Origin of the sequence: Gardnerella sp. KA00288, assembly GCF_049244085.1 — a bacterium.
GTDB lineage: Bacteria > Actinomycetota > Actinomycetes > Actinomycetales > Bifidobacteriaceae > Bifidobacterium > Bifidobacterium greenwoodii.
Window position 1 is genome coordinate 142,695 of record NZ_CP058373.1, and the last position, 23,728, is coordinate 166,422.

The 23,728-nt window shown below is 44.8% G+C and carries 19 protein-coding genes and 1 other RNA gene; 16 read left to right on the forward strand and 4 right to left on the reverse strand.

All coding sequences use genetic code 11. The features are described 5' to 3' along the window. Positions 1-197: 197 nt before the first annotated feature. From dnaK to HXT52_RS00565, 4 genes are all read left to right on the forward strand, one after another. Positions 198-2,093: a molecular chaperone DnaK gene (gene dnaK, locus HXT52_RS00550; protein ID WP_004137127.1), complete on the forward strand. Its 1,896-nt coding sequence runs from the start codon at positions 198-200 to the stop codon at positions 2,091-2,093. After that, complete coding sequence (gene grpE / locus HXT52_RS00555) at positions 2,093-2,797, forward strand: nucleotide exchange factor GrpE (RefSeq protein WP_421775939.1); 705 nt, start codon at positions 2,093-2,095, stop codon at positions 2,795-2,797. The genes dnaK and grpE overlap by 1 nt, the downstream gene beginning before the upstream one ends. 127 nt (positions 2,798-2,924) lie before the next feature. Beyond that, positions 2,925-3,986 (forward strand): DnaJ C-terminal domain-containing protein, encoded by a 1,062-nt coding sequence (locus tag HXT52_RS00560; protein WP_019260522.1) that lies wholly within the window; start codon positions 2,925-2,927, stop codon positions 3,984-3,986. Positions 3,987-4,035: 49 nt separating this feature from the next. Then, on the forward strand, positions 4,036-4,632 hold the full coding sequence (locus HXT52_RS00565) for a heat shock protein transcriptional repressor HspR (protein WP_421775940.1): 597 nt from the start codon (positions 4,036-4,038) through the stop codon (positions 4,630-4,632). Here HXT52_RS00565 and HXT52_RS00570 read toward each other — a convergent pair. Continuing rightward, a complete protein-coding gene (locus tag HXT52_RS00570) occupies positions 4,586-5,359 on the reverse strand; it encodes an HAD family hydrolase (protein WP_375169246.1) in 774 nt (257 codons plus the stop codon). The genes HXT52_RS00565 and HXT52_RS00570 overlap by 47 nt on opposite strands. 28 nt (positions 5,360-5,387) lie before the next feature. After that, positions 5,388-7,739, reverse strand: a complete 2,352-nt coding sequence (locus HXT52_RS00575; RefSeq protein ID WP_421775941.1) for a transglycosylase domain-containing protein — start codon at positions 7,737-7,739, stop codon at positions 5,388-5,390. Positions 7,740-7,912: 173 nt separating this feature from the next. Here HXT52_RS00575 and HXT52_RS00580 point away from each other — a divergent pair, with 173 nt between their 5' ends. The 6 genes from HXT52_RS00580 to HXT52_RS00605 all read left to right on the forward strand — a co-directional run bounded on the left by HXT52_RS00580 (position 7,913) and on the right by HXT52_RS00605 (position 15,388). Continuing rightward, positions 7,913-9,055 (forward strand): inositol-3-phosphate synthase, encoded by a 1,143-nt coding sequence (locus HXT52_RS00580; protein WP_004129278.1) that lies wholly within the window; start codon positions 7,913-7,915, stop codon positions 9,053-9,055. An 88-nt stretch (positions 9,056-9,143) separates the two neighbouring features. Then, an RNA gene (gene ffs, locus HXT52_RS00585) (signal recognition particle sRNA small type) lies at positions 9,144-9,240 on the forward strand. A gap of 61 nt (positions 9,241-9,301) precedes the next feature. Then, positions 9,302-10,468 (forward strand): phosphatase PAP2 family protein, encoded by a 1,167-nt coding sequence (locus HXT52_RS00590; RefSeq protein ID WP_415699341.1) that lies wholly within the window; start codon positions 9,302-9,304, stop codon positions 10,466-10,468. 131 nt (positions 10,469-10,599) lie between these two features. Next, a complete protein-coding gene (topA, locus tag HXT52_RS00595; RefSeq protein ID WP_421775942.1) occupies positions 10,600-13,416 on the forward strand; it encodes a type I DNA topoisomerase in 2,817 nt (938 codons plus the stop codon). Positions 13,417-13,479: 63 nt separating this feature from the next. Further along, complete coding sequence (gene tmk / locus HXT52_RS00600; RefSeq protein ID WP_421775943.1) at positions 13,480-14,184, forward strand: dTMP kinase; 705 nt, start codon at positions 13,480-13,482, stop codon at positions 14,182-14,184. Positions 14,185-14,218: 34 nt separating this feature from the next. After that, entirely contained in the window at positions 14,219-15,388 is a 1,170-nt protein-coding gene (locus HXT52_RS00605; protein ID WP_421775944.1) for a DNA polymerase III subunit delta', read from the forward strand. 20 nt (positions 15,389-15,408) lie between these two features. Here HXT52_RS00605 and HXT52_RS00610 read toward each other — a convergent pair whose 3' ends face one another. Together HXT52_RS00610 and HXT52_RS00615 are read right to left on the reverse strand one after the other, a co-directional pair. Further along, positions 15,409-16,488, reverse strand: a complete 1,080-nt coding sequence (locus tag HXT52_RS00610) for a LacI family DNA-binding transcriptional regulator (RefSeq protein ID WP_375169251.1) — start codon at positions 16,486-16,488, stop codon at positions 15,409-15,411. A 98-nt stretch (positions 16,489-16,586) separates the two neighbouring features. Next, positions 16,587-16,853, reverse strand: coding sequence for an HPr family phosphocarrier protein (locus tag HXT52_RS00615; RefSeq protein WP_019260531.1), 267 nt, complete (start codon positions 16,851-16,853; stop codon positions 16,587-16,589). Between the two features lie 266 nt (positions 16,854-17,119). Here HXT52_RS00615 and ptsP point away from each other — a divergent pair, with 266 nt between their 5' ends. From ptsP to HXT52_RS00645, 6 genes are all read left to right on the forward strand, one after another. After that, entirely contained in the window at positions 17,120-18,778 is a 1,659-nt protein-coding gene (gene ptsP, locus HXT52_RS00620) for a phosphoenolpyruvate--protein phosphotransferase (protein WP_421775945.1), read from the forward strand. 66 nt (positions 18,779-18,844) lie between these two features. Beyond that, positions 18,845-19,294, forward strand: coding sequence for a PTS sugar transporter subunit IIA (locus HXT52_RS00625; RefSeq protein WP_421775946.1), 450 nt, complete (start codon positions 18,845-18,847; stop codon positions 19,292-19,294). Between the two features lie 61 nt (positions 19,295-19,355). Continuing rightward, the gene (locus tag HXT52_RS00630) at positions 19,356-19,625 is read left to right on the forward strand and encodes a PTS sugar transporter subunit IIB (RefSeq protein ID WP_019260534.1); all 270 of its coding nucleotides are present in this window, start codon (positions 19,356-19,358) and stop codon (positions 19,623-19,625) included. Between the two features lie 54 nt (positions 19,626-19,679). Then, entirely contained in the window at positions 19,680-21,197 is a 1,518-nt protein-coding gene (locus HXT52_RS00635; protein ID WP_375169253.1) for a PTS ascorbate transporter subunit IIC, read from the forward strand. A 248-nt stretch (positions 21,198-21,445) separates the two neighbouring features. Beyond that, on the forward strand, positions 21,446-21,997 hold the full coding sequence (locus HXT52_RS00640; protein WP_421775947.1) for a YbhB/YbcL family Raf kinase inhibitor-like protein: 552 nt from the start codon (positions 21,446-21,448) through the stop codon (positions 21,995-21,997). A 75-nt stretch (positions 21,998-22,072) separates the two neighbouring features. Then, complete coding sequence (locus HXT52_RS00645; RefSeq protein ID WP_421775948.1) at positions 22,073-23,680, forward strand: C69 family dipeptidase; 1,608 nt, start codon at positions 22,073-22,075, stop codon at positions 23,678-23,680. Positions 23,681-23,728 lie beyond the last annotated feature (48 nt).

Sequence of the window (23,728 nt, forward strand, 5' to 3'; positions counted from 1 at the left end):
AGTTTTTTGTAATTTTTGGGAATAAAAGTTGACTTTTATAAGTTGAGTGTAGTAGGCTCAAGTTTTGGAAAGTAAAAAAGCTGATGATTTACCTAGTTTCCAAAAAGGAATCTAAATAAAGCTCAGCTTACGTAACTACAAAACTTAAAGGAAAACGTAATTGCACAAAACGTGCAATACCTAGTTAAGGAGAAATTATGGGACGTGCAGTAGGTATTGATTTAGGTACAACTAATTCTTGCATCGCTACTCTTGAAGGCGGCAGCCCAACCGTTATTGTGAACGCTGAAGGCGCTCGCACCACACCATCTGTTGTGGCATTTAGCAAGTCCGGCGAAATTCTGGTTGGTGAAGTTGCTAAGCGTCAGGCTGTAACAAACGTTGATCGCACGATTAGCTCTGTAAAACGCCACATGGGCACTGATTGGACTGTTGAAATTGATGGCAAGAAGTGGACGCCACAAGAGATTTCTGCTCAGGTTTTAATGAAGCTTAAGCGCGATGCAGAAGCCTACCTTGGTGAGCCAGTAACCGACGCTGTTATTACCTGCCCAGCATACTTCAACGATGCTCAGCGTCAGGCAACTAAGGATGCAGGTAAGATTGCAGGCTTGAACGTGCTTCGTATTATTAACGAACCAACTGCTGCAGCTTTGGCTTACGGTCTTGAAAAAGGCAAGGAAGACGAGCGCATTTTGGTATTCGACTTGGGCGGCGGTACTTTCGACGTGTCCTTGCTTGAAATTGGTAAGGATGACGACGGATTCTCCACAATTCAGGTTCAGGCCACAAACGGCGACAACCACTTGGGTGGCGACGATTGGGATCAGAAGATTATTGACTGGCTCGTTGGCGAAGTTAAGAACAAGTACGGCGTTGATTTGAGCAAGGATAAGATTGCTTTGCAGCGCTTGAAGGAAGCTGCTGAGCAGGCAAAGAAGGAGCTTAGCTCTTCTACTTCCACCTCAATTTCTATGCAGTACTTGGCAATGACTCCTGACGGCACTCCAGTGCATTTGGATGAGACTTTGACTCGCGCTCACTTTGAGGAAATGACTTCCGACTTGCTTGGCCGCTGCCGTACACCATTTAACAACGTTCTTTCTGACGCTGGAATTTCCGTAAGCCAGATTGATCACGTGGTTCTTGTTGGTGGCTCTACTCGTATGCCAGCTGTGAAGGATTTGGTGAAGGAACTTACCGGCGGTAAGGAAGCTAACCAGTCTGTGAACCCAGATGAAGTCGTGGCCGTTGGTGCAGCCGTGCAGTCGGGCGTTATTAAGGGAGACCGCAAAGACGTTCTGCTTATTGATGTAACTCCACTTTCCTTGGGTATTGAAACCAAGGGTGGAATTATGACAAAGCTTATTGACCGCAACACTGCTATTCCTACGAAGCGCTCGGAAGTATTCTCCACTGCTGAAGATAATCAGCCATCCGTGTTGATTCAGGTTTACCAGGGTGAGCGTGAGTTTGCTCGCGATAACAAGCCTCTTGGCACTTTTGAGTTGACTGGTATTGCTCCAGCTCCTCGTGGCGTTCCTCAGATTGAAGTCACTTTCGATATTGACGCCAACGGCATTGTGCACGTTTCCGCTAAGGATAAGGGCACTGGCAAGGAACAGTCCATGACTATTACAGGCGGTTCCGGCCTTCCAAAGGACGAAATCGACCGCATGGTTAAGGAAGCTGAAGCTCACGAAGCTGAAGATAAGAAGCGTAAGGAAGAAGCTGAAGTTCGCAACCAAGCAGAAGCTTTTGCTTACCAGACTGAAAAGCTTGTGAACGACAATAAAGACAAGCTTTCCGACGAAATCTCCAAGGAAGTTACCGAAAAGGTTAACGCTTTGAAGGAAGCTTTGAAGGGCGATGACGTTGAGAAGATTAAGTCTGCTCAGAGCGAGTTGATGACTTCTGCTCAGAAGATTGGTCAGCAGCTTTACGCTCAGCAGGGTGCTGCTGGTGCTCAAGCTGGTCCTGCTGCTGGCGCTCAGGCTGGTGCAAATGCTGGTGCTGAATCTGCCTCTAAGGATGATGACGTGGTTGACGCCGAAGTGGTGGACGACGACAAGGATGATAAGGACAACAAGTAATGTCCGACTTTAACACCAACGAATATTTGCAGGGAATGGAAGATTCTGACTCGCTGGATGTAAACCCTGCAGAAGATTCTGATAAGACTTCTGCACAATCTTCAAAGCAAGCTGAAAACGCGAATCGTGCGGAAACGAAAGCTGACGCGCAGGCTGATGCTAACGTTTCTGCAGATTCTGCGGATTCTGCAAATGCTGCAAATTCTTCTGAATCTTCTGAATCTTCGGAATCGAAAGATAGTAAAGATGCAGACGACGGCAGCTTAACGCCTTTAGGTAAAGCTAAAAAAGAGGCTGCTGAATACTTAGAAGCGTTGCAGCGCGAGCGAGCAGAGTTTATTAACTTCCGCAATCGTTCTGCAAAAGAGCAGGATCGTTTCCGACAGCATGGAATTATTGACGTGCTAACAGCATTGCTTCCAGCTTTGGATGATATTGACCGTATTCGCGAACACAGCGAAATGGATGATTCGTTTAAGGCTGTTGCAACCAAGATTGATAAGGCTTTTGCAAAGTTTGGCGTAGAAAAGTTCGGCGAAAAAGGCGAAGACTTTGACCCTACAAAGCACGATGCTGTTTTGCATCGCCCTGATCCAGACGCTACAAAAGAAACTGTGGACGCTGTGGTTGAGGCGGGGTATCGCATAGGAGAGCGCGTTATTCGCGCCGCTCGTGTGGTCGTTTCTTCACCAAGTAATTCCTAGCGAAGCTCTTAGTCGTAACTTTATTGCATAAAACTTGCTCGTGCTGGCTCATAAGAGTTGGCACGAGCAGACTATATTTGGTCAAAAAGCGAAATAGCCAATGTGCTTGTAAAGAAAGGAGGCACAAATGGCTGAAAATGAGTGGTTAGCTAAAGATTTTTATAAAGTTTTAGGTGTCTCCAAAGACGCTGACGAAGCAACGATTACTAAAGCGTATCGTAAGTTAGCGCGTAAGTATCATCCGGATTTGAACAAAACAAAAGAAGCTGAAGAAAAGTTTAAGGACGTTTCCGAAGCTTATGATGTTCTAAAAGATAGCCAAACGCGCCAACGCTACGATGCTATTCGTCAATTTGGTGCAGGTGGCGCTCGTTTTGCCGGTGGCGCCGGCGGAGCAGGCGGATTTGATGCGTCAAGCTTCTCGGATATTTTCTCCATGTTTAATGGAGGAGCCGGCATGGGCAACATGGGCGGTATGGGCGGCAACGGCTCGCGCATTCGTTTCGCAACTAGTGGCGCTGGCCCAAATATGGGCGATATTTTTTCCATGTTTAGCGGCGGACGTCAAAATCCTGGTGCGTCTTCATTCCAAGGCGCAAACAACTTTGGCGACGAGCAGTACGAAAGTGCGCAAAACCAAAACGTGCCTACAAAGGGTGACGATATAACAACAGATATTAAACTCACTTTTAAGCAGGCATTTAAGGGCGCTACTGTTTCTCTGCGTGCAGCCGGATCGACTTTTAAAACGCATATTCCAGCCGGAGTAAAAAACGGTCAAAAAATTCGTTTAAAGGGCAAAGGAAAGCCAGGAAGATTCGGCGGTTCTGCAGGAGATTTGTATCTGCAAGTTCATGTGGAAGAATCTAATAAATTCACTTTGCGCGCAAACGATTTAGTTGCAACTCTTCCGCTAACTTTAAGCGAAGCTGTGCATGGGGCAAAAGTTACGCTTAATGACGTAGATGGCAATCCTGTTACGTTTAAAGTTCCAGCTTGCTCATCTAGCGGAGATGAGGTTCGTGTGAAAGGCGCTGGAGTTCCGGGAGAAAATGGCGATTTCGTTGGTATTGTGCAAATTCGTTTGCCGCAACGAGCAAATATGTTGCTTAAGCGTGTAGCAAAAGAATTTGATAAGACTGCCGGCGAATCTTACGCGGAAGAAATTAATAATTTGAGACAAAATTAGTGTAAAAATAAATTAAGAAAAGTAAAAGCAAAGTAAAGGAAGGCGTGCTATGAAACCTATAACGCGTGAAACTAAAGCACTGTATGAAATGTGCGCAGTCGCTTTAGTGCGGGGTAGTGCAACGCTTGACGGCGCGGACGAAGTAGGTTTTACAATCGATTTGCCAATATTTACCGTCAGCCATGTAGCACGCCTTACCAATACTCATCCGCAAACACTTCGTCAATACGATCGTTTGCGTTTAATCATGCCTCAGCGCACAGAAGGTGGCGCTCGCAGATATTCTTTGCGAGATATAAGCAGAATTGTACAAACTCAGCATTTAAGCCAAAATGAAGGTATCAATTTGGCTGGAATTATGCAAATTCTGGATTTGCAAGAAGAAAATCGACAGCTTAAAAGGCAAGTTCGTCATTTAACAGAAGCTGCAGAGTCTTCAGAACGCAATATTTTTGCAGCAAACGCAGATGGCGATATTGTGGAAATGCAGCGTTCGCGCAATGCTCGTCGCTGGAGGCGAGATATTCGCACTGAGCGCCGAGCATTGCCGTCGTCTTATTCGTCATCAGAGTATGCAATCGCAAGCGATAATAACGCAATTAAAGACGAGAAATCTGTTGTTCTGTGGCGAGCTTGGCGCGTTTAACAACAATATTTTCAAGAGTTTTTGCGCTCGCACCTTCATACCCATTAAGCTCAGCGTGATGCTTACTTTCCTCAATATTTGCGCGCGAAAAACCAGTTTGCGCAACTACAGTAGCTCCAGAATTAACTGCAGCAGTAAGACCAGATAAAGAATCTTCTATAATCACGCAGTGAGCCATTTGTTCAGCGATTTCTTCCTCGCTTCCACAAATACCAACCATTTTTCCAGCAGCCAAATATGGCTCAGCGCTTGGCTTAGGCTTAAAACCATCGTCGCCACAAACGTATCCAGCAAAAGCGCCTTCTGGAGCATGCTTAACAATATTTTCTACTAGGCAACGCGGCGAATTGCTGACTAAAATAGAAGGAATACCAGCATTTGTGAGGCTTTTAAGAAGGTCTAGAACTCCTGGAATCCACGGAACGCGCTCAGCTTCGCGAGCTGCAACGTAATCTACCATTCCTTTGCCGATTTCTTCTACAGTAAGTTTAGTTCCGGAAGGAATCATCTTGTTTGCAACTGTTTCCAAAGATCCGCCAGAACATTCCCAAGCTAAATCTTCATCCCAATATCCGCCGTATTTTTCTACTAAATAAAATTCAGACTCATGCCAATACGGTTCCGAATCAATAAGCGTGCCATCCATATCCCAAAACACCGCACGCAAAATATTCTTGCTCGATTGTGTATTTGTAATTTTTTCTGATTTTTCAGTTTTTTGTTCCACTATTTATAATTCCTTATACTTTCTGTAATTACTGCCCGCTGTGTGGAGTCGAAGCGTCGGATTGGCTTTCGCCAGTGCTTCCAGATTCCGAATTTCCGTAGCTTCCACTGTAACTATTACCGTAGTTTCCGCTACTTGTATAGCTATCCCACGGATTATCCGAACGATTAATATGATCAGGGTCTAAATCGTCTTTATCTTTATCCTTATCTTTATCTTTGTCCTTATTTTTATCTTCTTCATCTTCATTATGAGTGTAAGCATGTCGATCGCCTAAGCCCCACGTGCCGTCCGGCCCACCAATCTTACCAGTATCTTTTACTTCAGGGAATTTAGCAACAGGAGTTCCTGCTACAGCTTGGCGCATGTACCTAGTAAACAAGTGAACAGGGTAGTCGCTTCCGCCAAGATACCCATGGAATGGCTTAATTACTTGCGGGCTGCCATTTGCGTCTGGATTCCAAATTGCAAAAGCAGTAACAATATTAGGCGTAAATCCTACGAAGCTTCCAGCTGTTTCATCGTTTGCTGTTCCAGATTTACCAGCTACAGGCCTTCCAATTGATCTAGCCTCGGTTGCAGTACCATGTTGAACTACTCCAACCATTGCTTTTGTGGCTAATGCGGCATCTGTTGGCGAGAAAACTTGCTTTCCAACAGTTGGCGCACGATAAAACTCTTTGCCATCAGGATTCTTTACACTAGCAACAATATGCAAATCTGGGCGTCTACCTTGATTGGCAAAAGTTGCGTAAGCGCGCGCTATTTCGCTTACATGAACCGAATCATTACCGAGTACGGTAAACGGATTTTTACCATTAACTCTCTTAGGGCTTAGTCCTGCAGTAACGGCGGTATGCGCAACTTTTTTAGCGCCAAGTTTACTCTGCAAATCCATATAGACCGTATTAACGGAATCTGCAGTTGCTCTGTACAAGTTAATCATGCCGTAGCTTGCGTTCGCAAAGTTTCCAACAGGTTTTTCAATACCGTCAAACTTGCGCGGCGAATTTCCGTTGAACATTGTGTCAAGACTCGTGCCTGCTTGAATTGCGCCAATTAAAGCAAAAGGCTTCATTGTAGATCCAGGCTCATAAAGTGCTTGAGTTGCGTTATTTAACTGTTTTGTTAAATAGTCGTCGCCTGCATAAACCGAAATAATCGAGCCGTCTTTTGCGTTTACGGAAATTCCGCCAATTTGCAATCCTTGCGGCACAATCCCACGTCCGCCTTGAGAAGGGCTTGCAACGTTAAACATTAAATCTTGTTTAGACTTATCAATCGTAGTAATAATACGGTATCCGCCGCTATCGAGATCTTCCTGGCTAAAAGCACCATTACTAGTCAACTCGTCGCGAACCATGTGCAGCAAGTAGCCTTGAGGGCCTGCATACATATTTCGCGTAGTTTGTGTAATTGTTTTTGGAATTTCAGCTTTTGCCGCCTGAGAAGCCGTAATGTAGCCGTCTTTTTTCATAATTTTCAGCACTCGCTTAAAGCGAATCTTGGCTTCTTTAGGGCCGATTGCAGGATCCCAACTACTTGGAGCAGGAATTATGCCCGCCAAAAGAGCTGCTTGAGATAATGTTAAATCTTTAGCTTCTATGCCGAAATAAGCTTTTGCTGCCGCTTGAATACCGTAAGCGCCTCGTCCAAGATAAATAGTGTTCATGTAATTGCATAAAACAGTATCTTTATCTTGTGTTTGAGCGATTTTCAAAGCCAAAATAGCTTCGTGAAGCTTACCGAGATACGTTTTAGTTTCGCCAAGATAGTAGCGTTCAGCGTACTGCTGCGTAATGGTAGAGCCGCCCCAGCGCCCGCGTTTAGTAACGTTATGAATAAGAGCACGGCCAATTCCCTTAAAATCAATTCCACTGTCTTGGTAGAAGGAGCGGTTTTCTGAAGCAACTATTGCCTGCCCAACGTACTTAGGAAGAACTGAACAATTAATAATCTCACGGTTTTGTTCAGCAAAAGACCCCAACTCTGTTTTTCCATCTGCGTAATAGACCTTGGTTTTATCTGCCATCGCAACTTTGTCAGGAGCAGGTATGTCGGTAGTTGCGTACATATAAGCAAAAATTGCTGCGCCAATCAAAATAGGTACAAAAATTAGTATTAGCGCCCAAAAAATAATAGGATGCCTTCCGCGCCAAGTTTTTCTGCGCTGCTGACGAGTGTATGCGCGTGAGCGTTCTCGTCTTGATCCGCGGTTGCTATTGCCGGAACCTGAAGAATAATATGAGTCGTATGAGCCTTGTCTACGAGGGGGAAGCGAGGCTGGCATATTCGTATTTTTTTGTGATTGTGACGATACGCTTCTTGGATCGTTTTTGCGCGAATTAGATGCTCGTCTTCCAGCTTTATTTACAACCATACATTCCACCGTAGCGCCCGGTATTGAATTTTTCACAGAAATTACACGTTTCGGCTTAGAAACGACTGAAAATCTCCCATATTGCACATAATGCTTATGGAAATAGTATTATGAAATGTGTATGAGTGCGGCATAACGTAATGCCGCTGATTTTTTGCAGGCAAGGAGTCTATATGAGCATCCGCGTTGCCATTGCCGGAGTAGGTAATTGCGCTTCGTCGCTGGTTCAGGGCGTTGAATATTACAAAAACGCTGATGACGGTGAGAAAATTCCAGGGTTGATGCACGCTGTTTTTGGACAGTATCGTGTGCGCGATATTGAGTTTGTTGCAGCATTCGATGTTGATTCTCTAAAAGTTGGGCATGATTTAAGCGAAGCAATTGGCGCTTCGCAGAACAATACTATTCGTTTTGCTGACGTACCAAATTTGGGTGTGGAAGTTATGCGCGGCCCTACTTACGACGGCTTAGGTGATTATTATCGCGAGATGATTGACGAGTCCGAGGCTGAGCCTGTTGACGTAGCTCAAGTTTTGCGAGATAAGCATGTTGATGTGCTTGTTTCTTATTTGCCAGTCGGCTCCGAAGAGGCAGATAAAGCCTACGCAACATTTGCAATGGAAGCTGGTTGCGCTTTCGTAAATTGCTTGCCGGTATTTATTGCATCCGATCCTGAGTGGGCGCAAAAGTTCCGCGATGCTGGAGTTCCTATTATTGGTGACGATATTAAAAGCCAGGTGGGTGCAACTATTACTCACCGTGTTATGGCTAGACTTTTTGAAGATCGTGGTGTTCGTTTAGACCGCACCTACCAGCTAAATGTTGGCGGAAACATGGACTTTATGAACATGCTTCAGCGCTCAAGGCTGGAGTCTAAAAAGATTTCTAAGACTCGCGCAGTAACTTCAATCGTTCCTCACGAAATGGATGAGCATAATGTTCATATTGGCCCATCCGACTACGTTGCTTGGTTGGATGACCGCAAGTTTGCTTTCGTGCGTTTGGAAGGAACTACTTTTGGTGATGTTCCTTTGAACTTGGAGTACAAGCTTGAAGTTTGGGATTCTCCAAACTCTGCCGGAATTGTTATCGATGCTGTTCGAGCTGCAAAAATCGCTTTGGATCGTAAGCTTTCTGGCCCGATTTTGGCTCCAAGCTCCTACTTTATGAAGTCTCCTGCAGTTCAGCATGAAGATAACGAGGCTCGTCAATTAGTTGAGCGTTATATTGCTGGCGAAGTTGAAGCGGATGAGCTGCAGCTTAATGCCGATGTTGAAGAAGCAAAAGAGCGCGGTAAAAGCGTTTGGAGAGCCTGATTTATTGCTAATAGTAGCTATTAGTTGACTTTTATTTTCTATTACTCGTTATTACTACTCGACATGTAGCGAAAATCGTGTAATATAGTTAGAGCCTCCGCGTGGCACTACGTCACCCAATCCCCCCAGGGCAGAAATGCAGCAAGGGTAAGTGGCCTCTGGTGGGTGCGTGGAGGTTTTATTTTATTCAAATTTTATTATGCGCAAAACTCGCGCTGTCATAGAGACTGTCGTAAAGTCTAAAGTATGAGCGAAGAATTTACAGGAACAAATGACGGCTTAAACGCCAATAGTTTGAAAGATATTGAAGAGCTTCCAGACTTGCCAGAAGTTAAGGCTTTTTCTGCAGTGCCTAGTAGCGATGAATCTGAAGTCGAGCTATTAGATTCAAAGAAGATTGCAGAAACTGGTGCGGAAACTGGCGTAGAAACGAACTCAAAATCAAAATCAAGTAAAAATTCTTCCTTACAAGAAGACGATGTTGACGAGTCTGATCCTCTACTTAAGCGCCCGCGCGTTTCCACAATATTATGGTGTGTTGCGCTCGCAGTCGTATTTTTAGTTTCTGCAGTTGGCGTTTGGTTTGTGAGCGTGCAAACAATACTTGGTCAAAGCTACGAGGAAATGGTAATTGACGGTTTTGGTTCTAGAGGAATGCCAGCATGGTTATCTGCTTGCTTAAAACCGCTTTGCAATTCACTTGTTGTTATTATTCTTGGTGTTGTTATTGCGGCAGTTGCTTTAGTTTTAGCTTGTGTTCGAAAACGCTGGTGGCTGCTTGGGCAGTGCGCAGGAATTATTATTTTGGCCGCTGCTGCTGAACCTTTAAAAAAGATTCTTCCTCGACCAATGCTTATTAATATTGAATATTTGTCGGCAAACTCAGCACCTTCTGGTCATACTTTACTTATTTGTGCGGCTTGTGCTTTGCTTATTTGCACTGTTTCTAGAGTTTGGCGTGCATGGGTTGCTGTTGCGAGCGCTGTAATAACTATTTTGGTGCAACTTTCACTGGTTGCAGGGCATTGGCATAGGTCTTCAGACGTGCTTATTTCATTGCTAATAGTTGCTGCAGTAACTCTTATTGTGCTTGCTTTAACGCGTTGCAGCGGAATGGACATGCCTGCGTATAGAAGATCCTCAATTAGCGTGCAAATTGTAGGAAGTTCTATGATTACTTTGGGTGTTCTTGCTTGCCTTTACTCACTATATTTAATATGGCAAATTTTGCCAGGTGTAGATATTTTTGCACAGTGGGCGGCTGTTGTATCTTATACTGCAACATATTGGCTGATTATTGGTGCATCTTTGCTTGTTTATGGCGTGATTATGGTAATGCGCCATTCTACAGCTTCCCCGCTTGGCAGGCTTGGATTAGTTGGTGCGCCTCCAACACCACCGTCTGCTGCATGAAAATGTCTACTCTATCTGCTTTTATCCACCGAGGTGGAATTTAATAGACGTACAGCGTAACTTGAGATACAGTTAGTGCGAAGCATACAGTTAATGCGTGTATGTTTGATTGTGTTAGGAAAGGAGCGAATATGGCAGCTGAACATAAGCTAGTCATTGTGGAGTCTCCCACGAAAGCGCGCAAAATTGGCGGGTATTTGGGTAACGGATACACTGTTATGGCGTCAGTGGGGCATATTCGCGACCTCGCTCAACCAAGCCAAGTTCCAGCCTCACGCAAAGCTGCGTTTGGTAAGTTTGGCGTAGATGTTGATCATGGTTTTGCCCCATACTATGTTGTTGGAGCAGATAAAAAGAAAACAGTTGCCGATTTAAAGTCTGCGCTCGCCAAAGCCGACGAGCTGTATTTGGCAACTGATGAGGATCGCGAAGGTGAGGCTATTGCTTGGCATTTGGTTGAAGCTTTGAAACCAAAAGTGCCAGTAAAGCGTATGGTTTTTCACGAGATTACTAAGGATGCTATTCAAGCTTCGTTAAGTAATACTCGAAATGTTGACGACAATATGGTTGATGCGCAAGAAACGCGTCGTGTGCTGGATCGTTTGTATGGTTACGAGCTTTCTCCTGTGCTTTGGAGGAAAGTTGGTCCAGGTCTTTCTGCTGGCCGTGTGCAGTCTGTTGCAACAAGGCTTATTGTTGAGCGCGAGCGCGAGCGCATGGCTTTTAGGAAAGCTTCATACTGGGATATTAGTGCTGTTTTGAGCTCTAAAGACTCTGATGGTAAAAGCGTTGATTTCGAAGCGCGCATGAGCGAGCTTTCTGGTCGTCGTTTGGCTGGTTCTAAAGATTTCAATTCAAAAGGCGAGCTTGTTGCTGCAAAAGGTGAGTCTCAGAAAGCTTTGCACGTTGACGCTGATTTTGCGTCCAAGCTTTCTAAAGCTCTTGAAAATTCAGATTTTGTAGTTGACTCTATGGAAACGAAGCCGTACCGCCGTCGTCCTTTGCCGCCTTTTACTACATCAACTTTGCAGCAAACTGCTGGAAACCGCCTGTCGATGAGCTCTCGTCAAACTATGCGAGCTGCGCAATCCTTATACGAAAACGGCTATATTACTTACATGCGTACGGATTCCGTAACGCTTTCTAAAGAGGCTATTGAGGCTGCGCGAAATGCTGCTAGGGTAGCGTTCGGCGCTGAGTATGTTTCTAAATCTCCTAAACAGTACGCAACTACGTCTGCAGGAGCGCAGGAAGCTCACGAATGTATTCGCCCTGCTGGAGCGCGTTTCTTAAGCCCAGACGAGCTGGCGGATAAATTGCCTGCAGATCAGCTTAAATTGTATACGCTTATTTGGCAGCGAACTCTTGCGTCTCAAATGGAAGATGCTACTGGTTTTACAGCAACAGTTAAGTTAAACGCTTCTGCTGGCGAATATGGTGAAGCTTTGTTCCAAGCTTCTGGAACAGTAATTACTTTTGCTGGTTTTATGAAAGTTTTTGCTAACGCATCTGCAGCTGAAAGTGATGGCGCAGGCGAAAAAGCGCTTCCTCAAATGCAATCTGGTGATGTTCTTGAAGCTAAAAGTGTTAGTGCGGATTCTCACGAAACTCAGCCTCCTGCAAGATACACCGAAGCTTCTTTGGTAAAAACGCTGGAAGCTAAGGAAATTGGTCGCCCTTCTACTTATGCAACGATTATTTCCACGATTATTGATCGCGGATACGTGTATGAGCGTGGACGTGCTTTAATTCCTTCATGGCTTGCGTTTGCTGTAATCAAGCTTTTGGAAGCTAACTTCCCAAAGTATGTTGATTACGCGTTTACTGCGGATATGGAAAATGGTTTGGACAGGATTGCGCACGGCGAAGAAACCGGTCGCGACTGGCTAACTAGATTCTATTTTGGTTCTGGAGATGATTCTGCGAAGTCTGCTGACGAAGCGCATATTGGTTTGCAGCAGCAGGTTGCGGAACTTGGCGAAATTGACGCGCGTGAAATCAACACTATAAATATTGGTGACGGCTTGCATGTTCGCGTTGGCCGTTACGGACCTTATTTGGAAGATACTACGCATTTGGACGCTGAGGGTAATCCTCGACACGCATCTCTTCCAGAAACTTTAGCTCCGGATGAGCTTAGCGTGGATGTTGCGCGAGAATTGTTAGATAACAATGCTGAAGGTCCGCGAGTGTTGGGCAAAGATCCTGAAACTGGTGGCACTGTTGAAGTGCGAAATGGTCGTTTTGGCCCATACGTTGCTTTAGTTGACTCTCAGGATGATGAAGATGCTAAGTCTTCTAAGTCGCGTCCAAAAATGGCATCCTTGTTTAAGACTATGGATCCTTTAACCTTAACTTTGCAAGATGCTTTGCAGCTTTTGCACTTGCCGCGTTTGGTTGGCGAGTATGAAGAAGTTGATGCTGAAGGTGTGGTTAAACTTGCTCGAATTGAGGCAAGCAACGGACGTTACGGCCCATACTTAACTAAGACTTATTCTGAAGTTGATTCTAAGCCAGAAACGCGCTCTTTAGCTAGTGAAGACGCTATTTTTACTACGACTTTAGAAGAAGCGAAGGCTTTGTTTGCGCAACCAAAGTACGGTAAGCGTACTCGCGGTGCTGCTAAGCCTCCTCTTCGCGAGCTCGGTGCGGATCCTGAGACTGGAAAGCCTGTTGTAATTAAAGATGGCTTCTATGGGGCTTATATTACTGATGGCGAAACGAATCGCACTTTGCCGAAGCAGTACACGCCTGAATCAATTGATCCTCAGGATGCGTTTGCGCTATTGGCTCAAAAGCGCGCTGCAGGGCCTGTAAAACGCAAGAAGAGCGCTGCTAAAAGTACTGCAAAATCTTCCGCAAAGAAGTCTACTGCGAAAAAATCTACAGCAAAGAAAACTTCTGCAAAGAAGACCGCTTCAAAGAAATCTACCGCTAAAAAAGCATAGGAATGAAATCTAAAGATTAAATAGACCTTGCGTATGGAGTCACAAAATATGGAGTCACAAAATATGGCATCTAAGAATGGTGATTTTTCAGGCGGTTGCGCTTGCGGAGGAAACTGTGGTTGCAACAGCGAAAAATATGCTGAAAATAAAGGCTTATTTATTTCTTTTGAAGGAATTGACGGCGTTGGTAAAACGACGCAAGTTGAGGCGCTGAAAAAGCATTTGCAATCTTTGGGGCGAGAAGTTGTAGTTACGCGCGAGCCGGGTGGAACTGATCTTGGAAAGTCTTTGCGCGAAATATTGTTGCACGGATCTTATGTGTCCTCTAGAACTGAAGCTTTATTGTTCGCAGCAGATCGTGCTCAGCATGTTGCTCAAGTGATTCGCCCAGCGCTTAGCCGTGGAGCGGTAGTAATTACAGATCGTTACATTGATTCTTCTCTTGCTTACCAGGCAGGCGGCCGCGAACTGACTATGGATGATGTGCGAACTTTAAGCGAGTGGGCAACTGACTCTCTGTGGCCTAATCGCACTTATTTGCTAGACATGCAGCCAGAAGCAGCTTTTGAGCGTTTGCATCGTGAGCAGGATCGAATGGAATCAGCCGGAATTGATTTCCAGCGTCGCACTCGAGAATCTTTTTTGGATTTAGCGCAAGAATCTGCAAATAGGTATCGTGTATTAGACGCAACATGTTCTGCACAATCCTTAGCGGAACTAATTTCTAGCGATGTGAATAATTTAATTGCGCAAATTGAATCTAAATAAAATGCGGCAAATCGAAATTTAGGGGGGTGAAGCAGTGAGCGTTTGGGATAATGTAGTTGGTCAAGAGCAGGTGATTAAGCGTTTGCAAAAAGTTGCTTGCGCGGACGCCAGTAAAATAGCCCAATCTTGGCTAATTTGCGGAGCTGCCGGCTTCGGTAGTGTACAAGTTGCGCGCGCTTTTGCTGCTGCTCTCGAAAGCCCGGATTGTTTAGGCGCAAATCGAAATATTAATGGGGAAGAAAAGCTTAGTAAAACTGCCAAAGAAGTTTTAGCGGGCTCGCATCCGGATGTTCATACGCTTGCAACCGAAGGTGTTACTCTCAGTATTGACGATGTTCGTGAAGTTATTGGAATTTCAGAGCAAATGCCTAGCACTGCTCCGTGGCGAATAATAATTATTGAAGACGTTGACAGAATGTTGGAACGCAGCACAAACGTTCTTCTTAAAGAGATTGAAGAGCCTAGCAATCACACTATTTGGATTCTTTGTGCTTCAAGCGCTAAAGATGTGCTCCCAACAATTCGTTCGCGCACACAACTTGTGCAATTAGCCATGCCGGATGAGCAGTCTGTAGCAGAATATCTTATTAAAAAAACGGATGCGGATAATAAGCTAGCAAGTCGCGCAGCTAGACTTTCTCAAGGAAATATAGAAACCGCGTTGATTTACGCAAGCGACGAGCGTGCTTTAAGTAGGCGAGATGAGTTAGTTGCAGGGTTGCTTCGCATGCATGATGCTGCTGACGCAATTATGCTTGCTGCAATGCTTATTGAAGACGCAAAAGCTCAAGCAGAAGATGAAGTTCAGCGAAATGTTGAAGCTCAGCAGAAAGAATTTTTAAGAATTAACGGCTTAAAAGAAGGCGATCGTATTGCGCCAAAATTGCGCACAGCTTATAACGCAATTGGTAAAAAAGATGAGGTAAAGCGCAAAGTTACTCGTGTAAGTCGCGACGTATTGGGTCGTTCTTTAGACGCAATTAGCAGCGTGTATCGAGACGTTCTAGTCATACTTAACAATGCGCAGGGTTCTTCGCCAATAATAAATCAAGAATACAAGTCTGGAATTGTGGGACTTGCTAAAAGACTAACGGCGAAGCAGGCGCTTGATTTTGTTGACAACATTGCTACAGCTCGTAAGCGCTTGGCTAGGAATGGTAACGCAACTCTTGTTTTTGAAGCTCTATTTTGCTCGCTTTTGTAGAAAAGTAACGTAGAGTTTTGCTATATTCGCCACGGAAGTGACATATCGCTTGTGCCTATTCTCGGCGCGTTAGTTGATTCACGGCGCATAATTTCTGGCCTAAACTCCATGTGTGCTGGAAGCCAATGTTGTTCGGACTTATCAACAGTGGCTAAGCGAATAGCTTCGCGCGCAATCTGCTGGTATGGAGGCCTGATTGAAGAAAGCTTAGGCTCAGATATTTTTGCCTGCCTGCTATCTCCGTAACCTATTACGCGCACATCTTGCGGAACTTTTAAAGAAAGCTCATCTAAAGCCAAAAGAGCTCCCATTGCCACGGCGTCGTTTGCGCAAATAATAGCGTCTGGTCTGCGTGATTGCTTAGCTGCAGAAGTGGAAAAGAGCCTCATAGTATCCTTAAATCCACGCTGATAAGTAAGCTCGCCAAAAGTCGTCCAATCTGGCTCAGGAAGTAGACTTAATCGGCTTGCGGCAGTCTGGAAATTAGCGAATAAGTTTGCGTTTTGTGTGGAGTCAACATTTCCGCTTAAATAAGCAATATTGTGCGCGTCGTGGTGTGAAAGATGTATTAAAGCAGCTTCCATCATGGATTCTTGATCCATGCCAACCCAGTTAATGTGGAACGAAGTTGCAGTGCCGCCGATTTGCACAATTGGAAGATTATTTACGTAGTTTTCAAGTATTTTTGTTAAATCAATATTGTTAGACTGTATCACAATAAGACTGTCAACATTGTGCTCAATAAGTTCCCCAATGCGCTCTTCTTGTGTTTCGGCATCTTTTCCTGTTCCAACAAGAAGTATTTTGTCTATTGTCTGAGCTGCCTCGTCAAGGGCGGAAAGCATGTTTACGTTGAACGAATCGTCTACGTTGCTTGTGCTCATTACTACGCCTATTGTGTTAGTCGTGTCGCTTCTTAATGCGCTTGCTGCATAATTTACTGAATAATTAAGCTGTTCTGCAGCTTTTCTAACTCGTTTTGCAATATCGTCATCTTTTGCTCGACGGCCAGAAAGTACGCGGGATACTGTTGCGATTGAAACTTTTGCGAGCGCCGCTACATGAGTAATGGAGGCATTTTGATTTGTTTGATTTGCCATATGTGCCTCCGAATGAGTGCGGTGCTGTAGTTATTGGTAAACAGCACCGCAAAGTGAATATTAAAAGTAAATATTGTTTATTTGCTTATTTATTTATATTATTCGCCTTTCGTGACTACTTCTACAAGCTTAGCTGCTACATTTTCAGCATCTTCGCCATCGACTGTAATTGTGATTGAATCACCCTTGGTAATTCCCAAGCCCATAATTGAAAGAATGCTGTTTGCGCTTACTGGAGCGCCTTCGCCTTTTGCAATTGTTACAGTGCAATTTGATGCCATTGCTGCTTGAGAAAATTCAGATGCTGGGCGAGCGTGAATGCCAACAGGGTCTTCAATGGTAACGGTGCGAGTTGCGACTGACATTTTTTCTCCTTTGAATAAAAATTAATAATTTCTACTTTTATCTTACTTTCGTATAAAAGCAAAGTTTTTTTCTTAAGGTTTTTTGTTGCTATTTTTAATGTTAAGTGTAACACAATTAACTGAAAAATACAGAAAACGTTTTCACTTGTTGTAACAACGTTTTTAATGGTGTATAGTTTCAATAGTAAGAAACGTTTACCTACAAGAAATGCTTCTGCGGCGTTGCAGCTGTGGTAAAGCGTCTAAACCTAAAGGAGGGTTTAAGTATGGTAATCACTGGTGTTGGTATTGGTCGTTCAATGGCGTCTGGTGAAGTATTGTGTATGGCACCTGCTTTGCGAGAGCCACAAGACGTGGCTCGCCCTACGGCAATATCAATTGAAGATGCCAAGATTTCAGTACAAAACGCTCTAAATGCAGTAAACAAAGACTTGCAACAGCGTGCGGAAGCTGCTCTTAAAGCAGCGGATGAAGGAACTAAAAAAGCAGCACCAATTATGCAGGCTCTTGCGCAAATGGCGTCGGATCCAGCATTAATAAGTGCGATTGAAGCTGGAATTTCTGCTGGAAAAACAGCTGAACGCGCTACTTGGGAAGGATTTGCGCAGTTTGAAGATATGCTGCGCAATCTTGGCGGCTATATGGCTGAGCGTGCGGGAGATTTGCACGATGTTGGCCAGCGCGTTATTGCGTCCTTGCTTGGTGTCGAAGCGCCTGGAGTGCCAGAAAGCGATTCTCCTTTTGTGTTGGTTGCTAGGGATCTTTCTCCTGCCGATACTGCTTCGCTTGATTTAAGCAAGGTTCAGGCAATTGTTACAATCGACGGCGGCCCTACAAGCCACACGGCTATTCTTGCGCGCGCTCGCGGAATTGTTGCTGTCGTTGGCGCGCGAGATGCAACTCAGCTAAAGAACCATCAGATGGTTGTGGTAGATGCTGTACGCGGAACTGTTGTGAGTGAACCTTCGGAAGAAGAGATTGCTCGCGTGCGTGAATCTCGTGAGCGTGCAGATCGTGCGCGAGAATTGCGTGGAATGCCTGGAAGCACTAAAGATGGTCATTTGATTCCGCTTTTGGCAAATGTTGGCAAGCCATCGGATGCTCAAATTGCGCATGAATATGGTGCTGAAGGTGTCGGCTTGTTCCGCACAGAATTTCTGTTTATCGGTAACGAGCAGCCTCCTAGTGTAGAAGAGCAAACAGAAGCCTACACAAAGCTGCTATCTCAATTTGATGGCAAAAAAGTTGTTATTCGTCTGCTTGACGCTGGAGCAGATAAGCCGTTGCCATTCCTGACTCCAGAAGATGAACCAAATCCTGCTTTGGGTCTTCGTGGTTTGCGTACTTTAAGGCAGCATATGGATGTTTTAGACGGACAGTTGCAGGCCTTGGCTCGCGCTGATGCTGTCACTAATGCCGATTTGTGGGTAATGGCTCCAATGGTTTCAGACGAGCGTGAAGCAGCGTATTTTGTAAAGCTTGGTAAAGCTAAAGGTCTTAAGAAGGTTGGCATTATGGCTGAAGTTCCTTCTATTGCTTTGGTTGCCGAAGAAGTTGCTCAAGTTGCTGATTTTGTTTCTATTGGAACGAATGATTTGACGCAATACACTCTTGCGGCTGATCGAACGCTTGGATCTGTTTCTAATTACCAAACTGCTTGGCATCCTGCTGTGTTGCGCGCAATCAAAATGATTGCGGACGCTGGTAACGCTCATGGTATGCCAGTTGGAGTTTGTGGAGAAGCTGCGGCGGATCCAGACTTGGCGGTTGTTCTTACTGGTCTTGGTATTAACTCGCTTTCTATGACTCCAGTTGCTTTGGACGATGTTCGTGCAGAACTTGCTCAGACTACATTTGATGAAGCAAAAGTTAAAGCTCAAGAGGCTTTATCTGGAAAGTTCTACCGTTCGATTATGCAGGAATAATCAAAATTTAATAATTACAAAATTTAAAAAATAGTAAAAATTAAAAATAATCAGAAAAGAGAAAATATGAGCGCTGATATTGACGAGCTTCTTCCGGACGCTGCAGTTAATCTTGATATTGCGGCTAAGGATTGGCGCGATGCGATTCGTCTTGCGGGCGATGCTTTGCGAGAAGCTGGCTTTACCACTGACGAATACACGGATCAAATGATTGCAACCGTTGAGAAAATGGGGCCATATATTGTTATTGCTCCAGGCTTGGCTTTGGCTCATTCAAGGCCATCTGCAGCGGTTCTTAAAAGTGGTTTAAGCTGGGTTCGTTTAAGCACGCCTGTTGAATTTGGCAATGCTGCTAACGATCCGGTTTCTTTAGTTATTGGTCTTGCAGGTCACGATGAAAGCGAGCATATTGGGGTTATGGCCGCAGTTGCTGCAGCTTTGTCTAATCCTGTAAAAACTAAAGAACTTGCGCAAGCAAAAAATGCTGAAGAAATTCGCGCGATTCTTAAAAGTTAGATATTAAATCATAAACTAATTTTGTAAAATCAAAAATGATAACTCAACGAAAGAGGCTATTATGAATATTCTGTGCGTATGCGGAAACGGCATTGGCACGTCTGTACTGCTCAAAATCAATGTTGAGGCTGCAGCAGCAGACCTTGGTCTTGATGTTACGGTTACTACTTCCGATGCTGGAAGTGCAAAAGGTACCGCTAATATGAACGATCTCGTTCTCACATCTCCTCAGCTTGCTCCAGAGCTTGAGGGCACTACCACTCCTGTGGAAACAATTGAAAATTTCATGGATGTTGAAGAGGTGAAGAGCGTACTTGAGCGTTACGTATAGTAATTACTCATAGTATTTGCTTTTCCCTAGGAAATAAAAAAGAAGGAAATAAAAATGAACATTGTAGTTCAGGTTTTAAATTTCATAAGTCAGCAGATTTTGAATGTGCCGGCTTATTTGATTGGTATTATTGCAGCAATCGGTCTTATTGCACTCAAGCGTAGTGCAGGACAAGTTATTGCAGGCGGCTTAAAGGCTGCTATGGGTTACCTCATTTTGGGCGCAGGTGCTGGCGTTGTTGTTGGCGCTCTTGCTCCATTTGGTGACTTAGTTTTGAAGTCTACTGGCGCACACGGCGTTGTGCCTACAAACGAGGTTATTACAGCTCAGGCTGCAGGACAGTATGGTGCTACCTCTGCATACATTATTGTGCTTAGCTTCGTTCTTATGCTTCTTGCTGCTCGCTTTACTCCACTGAAGTACATCTTCTTAACTGGTCACCACATGGTGTTCATGTCTATGCTTTTGGCTTTGGTGCTTTCTGTAGGCTTTGGTGCAGGCAACCAGCTTCTTATTGTTATTGTTGGCTCCATTATTATGGCTACTGTTATGGTTGTTTTGCCAGCTTTTGCTCAGCCATTCATGAACCGCATTACCGGAAGCGATAAGCTTTCAATCGGCCACTTCAACTCCTTAAGCTACATTGTTTCTGGTGCTGTTGGCGCTGCTGTTGGTAAGAAGTCAAAGTCTACTGAAGACATCAACTTCCCTAAGGGCTTGAGCTTCTTGCGCGATTCCATGGTTTCCACCACTTTGTTGATGGTTGTGCTTTATCTTGTGTTTGCAGTATGGGCTTCTATTGTGTTGCCAGCAAAGGAACTCTTCAAGATTTTCGCATCTCATCCTGCTGATTACAGCGCATTCTACATGGCTGCTTTTGCTCAGGCTTTGCAGTTCGGCATTGGCGTTAGCGTAATCCTCTACGGCGTTCGTATTATCTTGGGCGAATTGGTTCCTGCATTCCAGGGCATTGCTAACAAGGTTGTTCCAGGCGCACGCCCAGCATTGGATATTCCAATCGTGTTCCCATACGGTGCTAACGCTTCCCTCATTGGCTTCTTGGCTTCCTTCGTTGGTGGCCTTGTAGCTCTTGGTATTATTGCAGTGTGGATGGGACCGGCCTGGGGCTTGGCCTTGATTCTTCCTGGCATGGTTCCTCACTTCTTCGACGGTGGCGGCGCTGGCGTATTCGGTAACGCAACCGGCGGTCGTCGTGGTGCTATTCTCGGTGGCTTCATCAACGGCTTGATTATTACATTCCTCCCAGCAGTATTGCTTACGGTTATGGGTTCCTTCGGTTTGGCAAACTCCACCTTCGGCGATGCTGACTTTGGTTGGGTTGGTACCGTTGTTGGTAACTTCGCTCACCTTGGTGCAGGCGTTGGTGCTGTAAGCTTGATTGTTTTTGCAGTTATAATCTTTGCTTTGGCTTGGGTATGGCAGGTTAAGGTTGTTAACACCGGCTGGCTTCCTGCAGTAAAGCATGCTGAGTTCATTGAAAGCATTAAGGAACAAGAGCGTGCTGCCAAGAAGGCTGCTATGGCTGCTAATAAGGAGGCTGCAGCAAAGTAAAAATCGAGTATAAAATCTCCATTTTCTAAATTAGTGCGCCCAGTTCTTTTACAGCTGGGCGCACGTTTTTATTAATCTCGTTAATCTAATTAATCTTCAAAGTCATAGGACAAGCTGCAACACTGTTAATATCTCAGTTGGCTGACTGAGTTAGTAACAGTGCTCAACGCACGTAAAGAGAATAGTTTGCAAATAGGTAATTTATTAACGCAGTTGATTAGTGTTGTGTAATAGTAGATACTTGAATTATGAATATTTCTACAGATTTCACTATTATTCCGGACGATTATTCTAAAGCTGCACCGTCGCAGAATAAAATTAACGGAGTTCCAGTAGTTTCATTCCCGTTTTACATTGACAATATGCCATCTTTTGTGCACTACTTGCATTGGCGACTTGTTGACGATGACGCAATACCGGTATGCGGTTTTGAATGGATTCATTGGACGGCTGCAAACGTGCCAGTAGATGCGTTAATGTTTGATTTTAACGATTCTCATGCTTTGCAAATTCCGGAAGATTTTTCGCGCAAAATGCCATCGATGATTCCGGAAGCAGTTCAAGGACGCAATTCACAAGCAAGCAGATTCGTTGGTTGTGAAGACTCAGCAATTACTATGCGTTACAACGGCCCGCAGCCTCCGGATAAAGATCACGAATACATGCTTGAAGTTTTTGGCACGGAACAACCTTTGCCAAATCTTAAACAAGGCTTCTACATGAATGAATTGTTGCGCGAAATTCGTAACTGTACTAGCGGCGTAGATGTGGGCGGAATGTTCTTTACTGGGCGCGCCTAATTTAAGTAACTAGCGATAGAATCAATCAGGAATAAAAAATTAGTAAAATATTGAAACTCACAATGGGGGCTGCAAATGGCATGCACAACAATTCTCGTCGGACGCGGCGCAAGCTACGACGGATCTACGCTTATTGCGCGTAACGAAGACTCCGCAAATGGCGAATTTAATCCAAAGCGCTTAGTAGTAGTAAAGCCAGAAGATCAGCCTCGCGTTTATAAGTCTGTTCTTAGCCACGTGACGGTTGAACTTCCAGACAATCCAATGCAATACACAAGCGTGCCAAACGCTGATTTGCGCGAAGGAATTTGGGGAGAGGCCGGCGTAAACGAAGCAAACGTTGCAATGAGCGCAACCGAAACGCTTACGTCCAACGAGCGCGTGCTTGGAGCAGATCCAATGGTTGAGCTTCAAAAAGCACAGGGCAAAGTTGGAGATGCTGATTATAAGCCGGAAGTGCCTGGTGGAATTGGCGAAGAAGACTTCCTGACGATTGTTTTGCCTTATATTCGTAGCGCTCGCGAAGGGGTTGAGCGTTTGGGTGCGTTGCTTGAAAAGTACGGCACTTACGAAATGAACGGCGTTGCATTTTCGGACGTAAACGAGATTTGGTGGCTTGAAACTGTTGGCGGCCATCATTGGATTGCTAAGCGCGTGCCGGATGAAGCTTATGTTGTTATGCCAAACCAGCTTGGTATTGACGAGTTTGATTTGGATGACGCTTTTGGTGAGCAAGAAGAGCACATGTGCTCGGCTGATTTGCTTGAATTTATTAAAGAAAATCACTTGGATTTGTCGGTTGAAAACGCTTCTCCTTTCAATCCTCGCGATGCTTTTGGCTCTCATTCGGATTCCGATCATGTTTATAACACGCCTCGCGCGTGGTTCATGGAGCGCTTCTTGAATCCGTATGACGAAGTGTGGGATGGTAAAGATGCGGACCATCGTCCGGACAGCAACGACATTCCTTGGGCGCGTCAGCCAGAACGCAAGGTAACAATTGAGGACGTTAAGTACGTTTTGAGCTCGCATTATCAGGGCACTGAATATGATCCTTACGGCAAGCTTGGTAACGAGTACACTCGCCACATGTTGCGCCCAATTGGAATTAACCGTCAAAGCGAGCTTGCTGTAATGCAAATCCGCCCTTACATGCCGGAAGAAATGCGTACAATTCAGTGGATTACTTACGGTTCTAATCCTTTCAACGCTTTGGTGCCGTTCTATCCGAATGTAAATCGCACTCCAAAATATTTGGAAGATACAACTACTCGCGTAACAAGCGAAAACTTCTATTGGGAAAATCGCATTATTGCAGCTCTTGCCGATGCTGCGTTTAACGATACAGCTAATACGATTGAGCGTTACCAGGAAACTGTTGGCTCTCTTGGACATGCAATGGTTAAGCGCACAGATAAAGAAATTGCTGATTTGCTTGGTGTTTCTTTAAGCGATTACGAGCCAGGGCGTGAATGCGATGAAGACGGTTATTGCGGCGATGTTGTGCGAAATCCGGAAGAAATTATTGCCGCTCTTCGCGACGAAAAAGTGCGTGAGGCTTTGGCTAACGCGAATGACGGCATGGCAGAAAGGTTGAAGAAGGAAACAGACGCGTTGCTTGATAATGTTCTTTACATTACAAGTATGCGTATGAAGAATGGCTTTAACCGTTCTGATCATTAAATTATATAAAATATGCATTTATGCATTATGCCTATGAAAGTGGGGAAC